7 protein-coding genes are annotated in these 12586 nt (G+C 73.4%); 6 read left to right on the top strand and 1 reads right to left on the bottom strand.

Features of this window, described 5'->3' with window-relative positions; translation table 11 throughout:
* The first annotated feature begins 133 nt into the window (after positions 1-133).
* A complete protein-coding gene (locus ACWCPN_RS20880) occupies positions 134-2935 on the top strand; it encodes a protein kinase (protein WP_451208155.1) in 2802 nt (933 codons plus the stop codon).
* Positions 2936-3097: 162 nt separating this feature from the next.
* Positions 3098-4804, top strand: coding sequence for a serine/threonine-protein kinase (locus ACWCPN_RS20885; protein WP_451208673.1), 1707 nt, complete (start codon positions 3098-3100; stop codon positions 4802-4804).
* Positions 4805-4955: 151 nt separating this feature from the next.
* Here ACWCPN_RS20885 and ACWCPN_RS20890 read toward each other — a convergent pair whose 3' ends face one another.
* Complete coding sequence (locus ACWCPN_RS20890) at positions 4956-5372, bottom strand: hypothetical protein (protein WP_451208157.1); 417 nt, start codon at positions 5370-5372, stop codon at positions 4956-4958.
* Positions 5373-6432: 1060 nt separating this feature from the next.
* On the opposite strand from ACWCPN_RS20890, the gene ACWCPN_RS20895 reads away from it, so the two are divergent.
* From ACWCPN_RS20895 to ACWCPN_RS20910, 4 genes are all read left to right on the top strand, one after another.
* Positions 6433-8103 carry a serine/threonine-protein kinase gene (locus ACWCPN_RS20895; protein ID WP_451208160.1) on the top strand — a complete coding sequence of 557 codons (1671 nt, stop codon included), beginning with the start codon at positions 6433-6435 and terminating at the stop codon, positions 8101-8103.
* A 78-nt stretch (positions 8104-8181) separates the two neighbouring features.
* Positions 8182-9846 carry a serine/threonine-protein kinase gene (locus tag ACWCPN_RS20900; protein ID WP_451208162.1) on the top strand — a complete coding sequence of 555 codons (1665 nt, stop codon included), beginning with the start codon at positions 8182-8184 and terminating at the stop codon, positions 9844-9846.
* A gap of 74 nt (positions 9847-9920) precedes the next feature.
* Positions 9921-10721: a serine/threonine-protein kinase gene (locus ACWCPN_RS20905; protein WP_451208165.1), complete on the top strand. Its 801-nt coding sequence runs from the start codon at positions 9921-9923 to the stop codon at positions 10719-10721.
* A gap of 216 nt (positions 10722-10937) precedes the next feature.
* Entirely contained in the window at positions 10938-12551 is a 1614-nt protein-coding gene (locus ACWCPN_RS20910; protein WP_451208168.1) for a succinic semialdehyde dehydrogenase, read from the top strand.
* Positions 12552-12586 lie beyond the last annotated feature (35 nt).

The following is a 12586-nucleotide window of genomic DNA, read 5'->3' on the forward strand; positions in this document are numbered from 1 at the left end:
TCCGTCATCCCCTCAATGCGGGTTGCCTCCGGCACGTATCGTGAATGGTTGCGGACCGTACGGAGCCGGATGCGGATTGGGAACGGACCGTAGGGGAACGGAACTGAACGACCAGGCGGCCGGGGGAGGCAACGTGGACGACTACGCGGGCCGGGTGCTCGCCGACCGATACCGCCTGCCGCTGCCGCCGTCCGACGAGTACGAGCTGACCGAGACCCGGGCGTTCGACACCTACAGCGGCCAGGAGGTGCTGGTCCGTCAGGTTCCGCTGCCCGAGGTCGTCGAGGCAGAGGTGCTCGACTCCGAGGGGCTGCCCGAGGGCTTCACCGCCCGCGAGCGCGGCACCCGTCGCTCGCCCGCCGCTCGTACGGCCACCCGCCGCCCGTCGGACCCCGCGGTGCGGCGCGCCGTGGAGGCCGCGCAGGCGGCGGCCCGCATCCCCGACCATCCGCGCCTGGACCAGGTCTTCGACGTGTTCGCCGAGGGCGGCTCGCTGTGGATCGTCAGCGAATGGGTGGCCGCCCGGCCGCTGTCCGCGCTGCTCGCCGAGCAGCCGCTGCCGCCGTACCGGGCGGCCGAGGTCGCCTCGGACGTCCTCATGGCGCTGCGCGTGCTGCACGCCCACGGCTGGACGCACCGCAACATCACCGCCCGCACGGTCCTCGTCTGCGACGACGGCCGGGTGATGCTGACCGGACTCGCGGTCGGCGCGGCGGAGGAGGCGCTCTGCGGGTACGACCCGGTACCGGCCCAGGACGGGCCGCAGGACCCGTACGGGCCGGCCGGTGACGGCGGTGGCACGGACGCCCGGGCCCCCGGCGGGCAGCCGCCCGGCGTCCTGGCCCCTCCCGCGGGACCCGGCGGCCCGGGCACGACCGGCAGCGCCGGGAGCCAGGGGTTCGGCGGCGCACTCGGACCCGCGGTGGCCGCGCCGTCTCCCGACGCCGATCCCGAGGCCGCGCGGCGGGCCGCGATCCAGGCGCGGGCGGCCGGCGGAATGCCGGTGCCGGGGGGCGCTCCCCCGGGGACTGTCCCGGTTCCGCCGTCCGGGCGCCGTGCCCTGGAGAGCGGGGACGACGTCCGTGCCGCACGCGCCGGGGCCATAGCCGCCTACCGCGCCGGAACCCGGGCCGCGGCCCGGGTGCAGGAAGCCCAGCAGAACGGCCGCGCCGCCCTGCCCGGTGCCCGCCCGCCCGCCGAGGGCGACACCGGTGCCGCGGGCGCGGCGCGCTCGCCGTACGCCGCCGGCCGGACCGTCGTCCCGCCCGGCCGGACGGCCGACCCCCACGGCGCGCCCGGCACCGCCTGGCACGGCGCCGCACCCCGCACCGGCCCGGCCGGCGACCCGCCGCGCCCGGGACCGCAGCCCGGCGGCGACGACCCGGCCCCCGGCGCAGGGCGTCTGCCCGTGCCCGGGCAGTCGCCCGCGCCCCGCTACGGCGGTACCGGCCCCGGCCTGTCGCCCGCGCCCGGATACGGCGCCGCCGGCCCGGGCCACAGTGCCGTGGTCCCGGGGCAGGCAGCCGCCCAGGGCCACGGAACCTCGGGCACCGGCTCCAGCGCCCTGTCTCCCGGCCGGACACCCGCCCCCGCACCCGGCACCGGCGCCGTGCCGGACACATCCGCCAACCCCTCCGCCATGGACTCGCGTTGGGACGATCCCGGCGCCGGAGTCGGGGCCGTGCGCCGCGGGCCCGGTACCGCGCTTGCCGCCGAACGGGCCCGGCAGGTGCGGATGACCGTGGTCGGGCCGGTCACCGAGCGCTGGGCGCCGGAACAGGCGGGCCCCGTGCACGAGAACTGGCAGCTGGCCGCGCCGATCGGGCCCGCCACCGACCTCTGGGCGCTGGGCGCGCTGCTCTTCCGCGCCGTCCAGGGACACGCCCCCTACCCCGAGGAGTCCACGGCCGAGCTGGTGCAGCTCGTGTGCGCGGAGCCGCCCGCCTTCGCCGAGGAGTGCGGCCCGCTGCGCCCGGTCGTGGAGTCGCTGCTGCGTCAGGACCCGACCGACCGGCCGGACTTCGAGGAGCTGAGCGGCTGGCTGCGTTCCCTGGTGCGCTCGGCGCCCGAGCCGGACGCCGGTGCCCACGTGGTGCCCGTGCCGCCCGCCGACCCCAAGCGGCTGCCGATCGTCCGGCGGCGCGGCGAGCTGGTACGCCGACGGCGCGCCCGGGTACCCGCCACCCATCCGCACGCCCGGCACAAGCGCGCCCCCGATCAGGCCCGTTCGCCCCGCAGCCTCGGCCGGCTGCTGCTCCTGCTGATCCTGCTCCTGCTGGCCGGCGCGGTGGCGTACGCGGTGCTGTTCATGCCGAAGCAGGGCGAGAGCGGCGCCACGGGCGGGGACCGCACCGGCAGCGCGGGGCAGGCGAGTTCCGCGCCCTCGCCCTCCGAGCGGCCGTCCTCAGGGCGGCCGTCCGACTCCGGCCCCTCGGCGTCCGGGCCCGCCACCGAGACCCAGACCGGCGGCGACCCCTCCGTCGCCGACGGGTTCACCCTGCGCAAGGACCCGGAGGGCTTCCGGGTCGCCGTCGCCAAGGGCTGGGACCGCGCACCCAAGAACGGCAGCGGCCAAGTCGTCTACACTCACGGGAACTTCGAGCTGCTCGTCGTCCCCGGAAGGGACGGCACGGGCACCTACGGCAGCGATCCGATGGTCTACCAGCGGGACAAGGAGCGCGAACTCCAGCCGTACCGGGACTCGAGCTGGGCCACCGCCACCGGTCTGCGGACCATCGAGGTGGGCGGGCGGACCATGGCCGAGGGCCAGTTCACCTGGACCGACGGGCAGGGCCGCGACCGGTACGTGCGCAACATGGCGATCCTGCTGAACGGCCGCTACCACATCGTCCAGGTCCGGGGCCCGGAGGCCGAGCGCGACGAGGTGACACGGCTCTACGAGCAAGCTACCGCGACGTACCGCTACACGGGTTGAGCACCCCGTATACCGCCTGTGTGAAACGGGATTGGGTACCGCCCGCGCGCCGGATACGGCAACCGTCACAGGACTGTCACCTTGGTACCCCTCGTGTTCCCAGGGGGAGGGTCGGTCCTTAGTCTGACCCTGTCAATAGCATTGCGGGGCAACGTGAATCAGATGCAGGGCCTGCTCATAGCGGGCCGCTACCGGCTGGCCGATTCCATCGGCAGCGGCGGCATGGGCCGGGTGTGGCGCGCCCACGACGAGGTGCTGCACCGGCAGGTGGCCGTCAAGGAACTGACAGCGGCGCTCTACGTCTCCGACAGCGACCGGGCCGTTCTGCTCGCCCGCACCCGGGCCGAGGCGCGGGCCGCGGCACGCATCAACCACTCCGCCGTCGTCACCGTGCACGACGTGCTGGAGCACGACGGCCGCCCGTGGATCGTGATGGAGCTGGTCGAGGGCCACTCGCTGGCCGACGCGGTCAAGGAGCGCGGCCGCCTCGACGCCGCCGAGGCCGCGCGGATCGGCCTGTGGGTGCTGCGGGCCCTGCGCGCCGCGCACTCGGCCGGTGTGCTGCACCGTGACGTCAAGCCCGGCAACGTCCTCCTCGGCCGGGACGGCCGGGTCCTGCTCACCGACTTCGGCATCGCCCAGATCGAGGGCGACTCCACCATCACCCGTACCGGGGAGGTCGTCGGATCGGTCGACTACCTCGCGCCCGAGCGGGTGCGCGGCCACGATCCGGGCCCGTCCTCGGACCTGTGGGCGCTCGGGGCCACGCTGTACACGGCGGTCGAGGGACGCTCGCCGTTCCGCCGCACCTCGCCGCTGAGCACCATGCAGGCGGTCGTCGAGGAAGAGGTGGAGGAGCCCCGCAACGCCGGCCCCCTCGGCCCCGTCATCGCCGCCCTGCTGTGCAAGGAACCGGCCCAGCGGCCGGGCGCGGAGGACGCGGAGCGCATGCTCGCCGAGGCGGCGCAGGGCCGCCGGCCGCACACCACGCGGGCGTTCGTACCGGCGCAGGGCACGGGCACGCACGGTGGCGGTACGGCCCCCACCGGCTACGGCCGGCCCCGTCACGCCCCCGAAGGGACCACGCGCGGCCACGTCCCCGGCGCACCGACGGCCGGCAACCGTGCCATGACCGGGTCCACGGCCGTGGCCCCCGCGCCCGCGGGCACCCCGGCCCGGCCCCGGCGCCGGCTGCGCACCCTCGCGCTGGTCGTCGCCGCCGCGGCCGTGCTCGGCGGCGGCGCGGCCGTCGCCTTCCAGCAGTGGGGCGCATCGGAGCGCGGCTCCGGCGCGAACGGGGGCACGAACGGTCTCACGCCGTCGCCCTCCACCAGCCCCGGCGGCAGCGCGACGCCGGGCCCCGGGGGTGTCCTGCCTGCCTCCTGGCAGGCGTACCCAGACCCGTTGGGCTTCACCGTCTACCTGCCCAAGGGCTGGTCGCGCCGGGTCGTTGAGGCGAAGGACGGCGCGGCCGACCCGGACCTTCGGCAGGTCGACTACACACCTGACGGCGGAAAGCACTTCCTGCGCATCTCCATGGACACCAGCTCGGACTTCGCCAACGCCCTCGAGCACCAGAAGAACCTCGAAGGGCAGATAGAATCGCTGGTCAACTACCACCGGGTGACCATGAAGGCGAACACCTATCGCGATCGCCAGGGCGCGCTGTGGGAGATGACCTGGGACGCGCTCGCGAAGGACCCGCCCTATGTGGCCGGGCCGCGGCACGCCATCGAGGAGACGTACTTCTCGCGCGAGGGCACCGAGTACGCGATCTACATGTCGACGCCGGAGGCCGACTGGCCGCGGACGAGCAAGCAGTTCCAGTGGGTGCTGCGGAGCTGGCGAGAAGGCGAAGTCAAGGAGTGAGCAAGCGAGCAGGTTCCGCCAGGTGGGGCGGTTCGCGATCTCAGGCGTGCTCTCCGTAAATTCACTCGTTACTGCGGCATGCCTTCGGCGGAACCCCGTGCAGGAGCTCCGCCGAACGGGCCGCAACTAGGCCCAGATTGCCGTACGGAGATCAGGCCCAATCCGCGCAAGTGTGTCCGCCGACTATCTTGTCCCCTTCCCAGACCGCCACGTGCACGCCTACGTGGCGGACCCAGTTGTCGGTGGTCGAGGCATGGGTGGTGAAGGAGAGGGTCGATCCGTTTCCGTCGTACTCGTGACGCCAAGGCCAGCTCAGGATGGTTTCGCCACCCTGGGAAGAGATAAGCTGAATGGCTACATGGTGGCCATCGGCTGCGGTGTCTTTAACCCAGCCGCTTATGTCCACGTAATTGTCAGACCAGTTGGTGAAGGTCAGACTCCCCGTGGCGCCGCTCGTGGAGCAGGAGGCGCCGCCGCTTGCCGCGCTGGCATTCGTCACAGTGGCCGTAGCGAATATCGCCACTGCCGCGACGCTCGTAACGGAGAGACGCTTCAACATGTTTCCCATAAGGGAAATGTAAGGGGTTCTATGGTCCGTGTGACAGTGTGATTCGCGCCACCCTTTATGTCCTATATGGCACGCCTCTTTCGCGTATTTGCCATGCTTTGCAACTATTTGAAAACATGATGTGGCCGAAAATAGTCGCTCCTTGTGGAAAAGCGCGGCTCATTCGTCGTGACCCAGGTCGCACCCCGCGAGGGTGCCTTCCGGCAGGGCGAAGTCAGAATGAGCCTGGCGCAGGGCCTTCGGCAACCGGCGAGCGTTCGTGTGACCGGCGCAGATCGCAGCCTGGGTGATCACTTTTTCGGTTCACGGGTGAACGGGAACTTGTCGGAGGCTCTCCTCTCTGTGGTCTCGTACTAGCACGGAAGTATTTGGGTATTGGCGGAGATGTACCGCGCAGTGCTGTATCGGTTTGGCGTGAACGGCGAGCCCGGTGCGTGATCGACTCGGTCGTTCTCCCCCCGGCGGCACAAGGGGGCCCTGACCGGACCGAATCCGACCGATCGGGGTGACTTCGGGTCGAAGACCCATGTCATCTGTGATCGCACTGCCTGCCAATCTCGGTCGGTATCTCCGGTGTCAACCTGCACGAAAGTCAGGCCATGATCCCGCTGATGAGCGGCATCCACCGATCTGGTCCCGCTACGGGCTAAGGCGCGTCCGCCCGGCCAAGCTCCTTGCCAACAAGGGCTACGACTTCGACTGACTATGCAGCTGGCTGCGCGGCCGCCAGATCGCGCCCCGCGTCGCTCGCTGCGGCGCCTAACCGCCCAGCCGCCAGGGCCAGCATCGCTGGTTCGTGGAACAGGCCATGTCTGACCCAACGGATGCCGCTGCCCTCGCCCTCGTCGGCATCGCCTGCATCCTCATGTGCTACCGCCATTGCACCAACTGAGATGGCCTCTAGGGTGCGTTCCATCGCGATGGTCGTCGATTCGGCCCAGGGTGCGCCGTGCCAAAGGCTGACTTCCTTTCACTGCGCGGCCAGTTGTACCGGGGCGGTGGCACACTTGGCCGATCGCCGTCCCGGAAGGCGTCCGTTCGATACGGCATGATGGGGCGCATGGGGATCGACGGGGACGACTTCCGCGTGATCGCGGGCCGTTACCGCCTCCAGGAGCGGATCGGACGCGGCGGCATGGGCGTCGTTTGGCGGGCGAGCGACCAGGTGCTGGGCCGGCTGGTGGCGGTCAAGGAACTGGCGGCCGACGACTCCCTCCCGGACGACGACGCCCGCCGCCGGCGCGACCGCACCTTCCGGGAGGCGCGGGCGGTCGCGCAGTTGCGGCACCCGCACATCATCGTCGTGCACGACGTCATCGAGCAGGACGAGCGTCCGTACCTCGTCATGGAGCTGATCGACGGCGGCTCCCTCGCCGACCGCATCGCCAGGGGCGGCCCGGTCGACGCCGCCGAGGCCGCCCGGATCGGCGTCGACCTGCTGAGCGCGCTGCGCGTCGCGCACGCGGCCGGTGTGCTGCACCGCGACATCAAGCCCGCGAACGTGCTGCTGGAGTCCGGCACCGGCCGGGTGGTCCTCACCGACTTCGGCATCGCGCAGGTCGCGGGCGCCACCACGCTCACCGAGACCGGCTCCTTCGTCGGCTCGCCCGAGTACACCGCCCCGGAGCGGATGGCGGGCACCAGGACGGGGCCGGAGTCCGACCTGTGGTCGCTGGGCGCGCTGCTGTGCACCGTGCTCAGCGGTGAGTCCCCGTTCCGGCGGGACTCGCTCGGCGGCATCCTGCACGCCGTCGTCGCCGCCGAGATCCGGCCACCCGCCGAGGCCGAGCCGCTGCTGCCCGTCGTACGCGGCCTGCTGGAGCGCGATCCCGACCGCCGGCTGGACGCGGCGGACGCCGAGCGGATGCTGCGGTCGTTCCTGGAGACGGGCCGTACACCGGCCGCCCCGGAACCGCCTGCGACGGGCCGCACCCCCAGGATCGTCGCCCTCGCCGCCCGCGCGGCCGGAGCCGGTCACCCGCCGACCGAGCCCGACGTGCCGCGGGCACCCTCCGACACCCCGACGCCCGAACAGTCCCCGCCCGTAAGGCAGTCCTCGCGCGGGGTGCTGATCGCCGCCCTGCTGGTCGCCGCGGTGGCGGGGGCCGGCGTCTCGGCGGCGGCACTGCTGCTGCACCAGGGCGAGGGCGGCGGCGCGCCCGGCGGCACCACGAGCAGCCCGGCGACGCCGACCAGCCACCCGGCCTCCCCGCCGGACGGCAGCGTCTCGCCGTCGTCCGCGGTCACCGCGAGCAGCGCGCCCGCCGCCTCCCGGTCCCACACCGCCCCCTCGGGTTACCGCACCGCCCGGGACCCCGACGGCTTCTCGCTCGCCGTGCCGGAGGACTTCGACCGCGAACGGCAGGGAGAGCGCGTCTTCTACCTCTCCCCGGGGCAGACCTTCCGCCTCGGAGTCAAGGTCTCCCCGCCCGACGCCGGCGGTCCCGCCGCGGTGATGAGCCGGGCGGCAGCGGAGGGGGCCGGCACCAACCCGGGCTATCACGACGGCCGGGTCGTCGGGACCACGCACTCCGGACACCCCGCCGCGCTCTGGGAGTTCACCTGGGACGGCTTCAGCGCCGCCGAGGGCCCGCGCCACACCTACGACCTGTGCTGGGAGGAGGGCGGCCGGATGTACGACGTGTGGGTGTCGGCGCCGGTCGGACGGGTCCGGGAGGCCCGGGAGTACTTCGACGTGGCCGTGGACACCTTCTCGGTCACGGAACGTTGATTCCCGCCCGGTCACGGCTTCGTGACCGGTTCGTGTGCGCTGTGGTGGCGGACGCCGGTGGCGCGATATGGATGGTCCATGAGCAGTGACGGGGGAGCCGGCCGTGCGGCCGACGACACGACGAGTTTTGTGCTGCAACCGCCCAACCCGGTGCCGGGTGCGCGGCCCGGTGCGGCGCCCCGGCAGGCGGAACAGCGACCGGCACGGCCGGACCCGGAGCAGGGCCCCGCTCCCGCCGCTCCCGAACCGGGCACCGGACGGCTGATCGCCGGCCGGTACCGGCTGCTCGCCAAGCTCGGGCACGGCGGCATGGGCACCGTGTGGCGGGCCAAGGACGAGACGGTGGACCGCGAGGTCGCGGTGAAGGAACCCCGCGTGCCCGACCACCTTCCCGAGCGCGAACGCGCCAACGCCTTCGAGCGGATGCGCCGCGAGGCCCGCGCGGCGGCCCGGCTCGACCATCCCGCCGTCGTCAACGTGCACGACGTCGCGGTGGTGGACGGCCGGCCGTGGATCGTGATGGAGCTGGTGCACGGCCGCTCGCTGGGCGGCGCGCTCCAGGAGGGCACGCTGGACGCGCGCGAGGCTGCCCGGATCGGCCTGGAGGTGCTCGGCGCGCTGGAGGCCGCGCACGCGGCGGGCGTCCTGCACCGGGACGTCAAGCCGGACAACGTGCTGCTCGGCCGGTACGGCCGGGTCGTCCTCACCGACTTCGGCATCGCGCAGATCGAGGGCGAGACGAACCTGACCGACACCGGCGGCTTCGTCGGTTCGCCCGAGTACATCGCGCCCGAGCGGGTGCTCGGGCAGCGCCCCGGTCCGGCGAGCGACCTGTGGTCCCTGGGCGTCGTGCTCTACACCGCCACCGAGGGCGTCTCCCCGTTCCGCCGCAGCAACACCCCCGCCACCCTGCAGTCCGTCCTCAACGCCACCCCGGCCGCGCCCGCCGCCGCGCGCGGCCCGCTGGCGGAGGCCGTCAACAGCCTGCTCCAGAAGGACCCCGCCCGCCGTCCGACGGCGGCCCAGGTCCGGGTGCTGCTGGAGGCGGCCGCCAACCCCCCGGCGCCGGAGCCCACCCAGCGCGTGGCGGTCGCCCCTCCCGCCCCGCCCGCCGGCCGCGTGCCCCGCCTGGGCCGCAGGGCCTGGCTGGGCGTGGGGGCCGCCGTGGTCGCGGCGGTGGTGGCCGCGTACCTCGTCGTCGCCGATCCCTTCGCGGGACCGCTGCCGGACGGCTGGACCAAGCACTCCGACGCCGGGCTGGGCGCCACCGTCGCTGTCCCCGCGTACTACCAGCGCGCCCTTCCGGCCAAGACCGACCCCGACCGGAGCTGGGTGTCGTACACGGACCCGAGCGGTGCCATCTCGGTCGTGCTGGACCTGACCCGGAAGTCGGAGGACTCGCTCGGCACGATCAAGAGCAACGCGGTGGCCCAGATGCACGCCGACGACGAGAAGTTCAAGAACGACGGCGAGTACACCCTCGACATGCCCAAGGGCGCCAAGACGCACCCGGACGACGGCACCGAGTACCACGGCAGACAGGCCGCCACGAACACCGTCGAGTACACGACCGACGACTCGCAGAACCCGCGCCCGCGCGAACTGCGGATCTTCTACTACCGCACCGGCTCCGGCGACCTGTACCGGCTCACCGTCGGCTACCCGGGCAGGGGCGACTTCACCGCCCGGGGCCGGGAGGTCGCCAGGACCGCGATCGCCAACCTGGAGATCCAGAAGCCCTGAGCGACGGCTGCCCGGTGTCCGCCGGCCCCGGTACCCCTTCGACAAGGGCGTGGTGCGCACGGTACTGATGTGACATGAGTGGAGACGGCGAACACCCGCCCGGCGCACGGCTGATCGGTGGACGCTACCGGCTTCTCGAGCGCCTGGGCGCCGGGCCGTCCGGGACCGTCTGGCGGGCCCGGGACGAGCAGGAGCAGCGGGACGTCGCCGTCAAGGAGCCCGTGCTGCCCGGACGTTCGGCCGGTGACGAGGAGAGCCGCCGGTTCGCGCACCGGCTCCACCGGGAGGCGCGGACCGCCGCCCGGGTACGGCATCCCTCCGCCGTCGCCCTGCACGATGTCGTCCTGGACGGCGAACTGCCTTGGATCGTGATGGAGTTGGTGCAGGGCGAGTCGCTCCGGGAGATCGTGCGGCGGGGGCCGCTGCCGCCCGCCGAGACCGCCCGTGTCGGGCTCGCCGTCCTCGGGGCGCTCCGGGCCGCGCACGCCGTGGGCATCGTGCACCGTGACCTCAAGCCGGCCAACGTCCTGATCGAGTCCGGTACCGGCCGGGTCGTCGTCACCGACTTCGGGATCGGGGACGGGCCCGCCGCGGACGTCCCCGCCGGGTTCGCCGCCCCCGAACGGGCCTCGGGGCGCGGTGCCGGACCCGCCTCCGACCTGTGGTCCCTCGGCGCGCTGCTCGCCACCGCGGTGGAGGGCGGCGACGCCGGCCCGCTGCGACCGCTCCTGGCCCGCCTGCACGCCCCGGACCCGGGCGCGCGGCCGACCGCGGAGGAGGTCGCGGCGGCCCTGGAGGCCTGCGCGACCATCCCCGCCGCCCGCCCGGCGCCCGCGGAGCGGCCGCGCGCCCTGGCACCCGAACCCCACTCCTGACCCGGGCCGGGCCGCCCTTCCCGCCGCCTTCCGCCCCCTGCCGGCCGGGAGAACCCGGCCCGCGAGCCGGAAAAACCCGGCCTGTCATGATCGTCACCTGACAACGCGCTGATCAGCGCATTTGCTGCCAGTGATCACTGGCGCCGTGTGAGCACTCGGTGAATCCCCGTTACCGACGGGTACCCAAAGGCTCCGCCGCGGCATACCCTGCGCGTCATGACGGACTCGCAGGCCCCGGACATCACCGGTACCAACCCGCTCGCGCCCGCCCCCGAGGGCGTCCGCACCGCCGCCGACGTGGTCACCCCGACGCTGGTGGCCCAGCTCACCAAGGGTGTCGTCGGCTCCGGCCGTACCGCCAACCACACCCCCTTCACCGGCGAGAAGCTGGCCGACCTGCCCGAGTCCACGCCCGAGGACGTGCGCCAGGCCTTCGCGGCCGCCCGCGCCGCCCAGGCCGTGTGGGAGAGGACCCCGGTGCGGCAGCGGGCCGCCGTGCTGCTCCGCTTCCACGACCTGGTGCTCGAGCGTCAGGCCGAGGTGCTCGACCTCATCCAGCTCGAGACCGGCAAGGCCCGGCTGCACGCGCACGAGGAGGTGCAGGCCGTCGCCGTCGCGGCCCGCCACTACGGCCGCAAGGCCCCCGGGTACCTGCGGCCCAAGCGGCACACCGGCGCCGTGCCGACCCTGACGAAGGTCAGCGAACTGCGCCACCCGCGCGGGGTCGTCGGCCAGATCGCCCCCTGGAACTACCCCCTCGAGCTGTCCGTGGGCGACGCGCTGCCCGCCTTCGCCGCCGGCAACGCGGTCGTCATGAAGCCGGACACCGAGACCTGCCTCACCGCGCTCTGGGCCCGTGACCTGCTCATCGAGGCGGGGCTGCCCGAGGGCGTCTTCCAGGTCGTGCTCGGCGAGGGCCCGGTCGTCGGACCCGAGCTGGTCAAGCACGCCGACTACGTCTCCTTCACCGGCTCCACCCGCACCGGCCGCGAGGTCGCGCAGGGCGCCGCCGCCCGTCTGGTCGGCGTCTCCCTGGAACTCGGCGGCAAGAACGCCATGCTGGTCCTGGAGGACGCCGACGTCGAGAAGGCCGCCGCGGGGGCCGTCCGCGCCTGCTTCTCCTCGGCCGGCCAGCTCTGCATCTCCATCGAGCGGCTGTACGTCCACGAGTCCGTCGCCGACGCCTTCCTGGAGCGCTTCGCAGCCCGCACCCGGGCCATGCGGCTCGGCAACTCCCTCGCCTACGGGGCCGACATGGGCTCTCTGGTCGGGGAGCGGCAGCTCGAGACCGTCGAACGGCACGTCCAGGAGGCCGTCGCCAAGGGCGCCGTGGTGGTCACGGGCGGCGTGGCCCGCCCCGACATCGGCCCGTACTTCTTCGAGCCGACCATCCTGGACGGCGTCGAGGACTCCATGGCCGTCTGCGAGGAGGAGACCTTCGGTCCCGTCGTCTCGCTGTACCGCTTCAAGACCGAGGACGAGGCGGTCGAGCGTGCCAACGCCACTCCGTACGGCCTGAACGCGTCCGTGTGGACGAAGTCCGCACGGCGCGGCCTGGACGTCGCCTCCCGGCTGCGCACCGGCACGGTCAACGTCAACGAGGGCTACGCGCCCGCCTACGGCAGCGTCCAGTCCCCGATGGGCGGCATGAAGGACTCCGGCCTCGGCCGCCGCCACGGCTCCGAGGGCATCCTCAAGTACACCGAGGCCCAGACGGTGGCCCGGCAGCGGCTGCTGCCGATGGCGCCGTCGCTGGGCATGGACGACGCGCAGTACGCCCGGTTCATGAGCAGCAGCCTGCGCCTGATGAAGGCCTTCCGCTTCCGCTAGTCACCTCCCACCCCACAGCCACCAACCCCCGTTCT

This window comes from Streptomyces sp. NPDC002386, from assembly GCF_053593175.1.